At 42.3% G+C, this 265-nt stretch carries 1 protein-coding gene; it reads left to right on the top strand.

Annotated elements, in window-relative coordinates; all coding sequences use genetic code 11:
• On the top strand, positions 1-265 hold a 265-nt coding region (locus AC2Q9J_RS18060), incomplete at both ends, for a hypothetical protein (RefSeq protein ID WP_499042078.1).

Raw genomic sequence — 265 nt, 5'->3', positions numbered from 1 at the left:
AGCAATGATATCACACTATTATGGTGATTACTCCGACGCTAAGTATAAATTCATGATAAATACTTGGTTGGCAAAAAAAGGAGCGGACGACTTTGTTTTGGTTCATCTCTTTCCTGTTATTGGCGCATCGGGTGATGACGGAAATCCGATGGCTCAATGGGACGAAAGCATTGGGGGAGAAGCCCAGATAAAAGAATGCTATCGGACTTTTAAGGCAGAATATGATAAGGACCCGGCTGCTTATCCTTTCACATTCTCTGAAGTT

This window comes from Planococcus sp. RAB007_Raresut, assembly GCF_057369535.1.
Note: the sequence above shows the minus strand (reverse complement) of the source record. Positions and strands in the feature narration are given on the sequence as shown.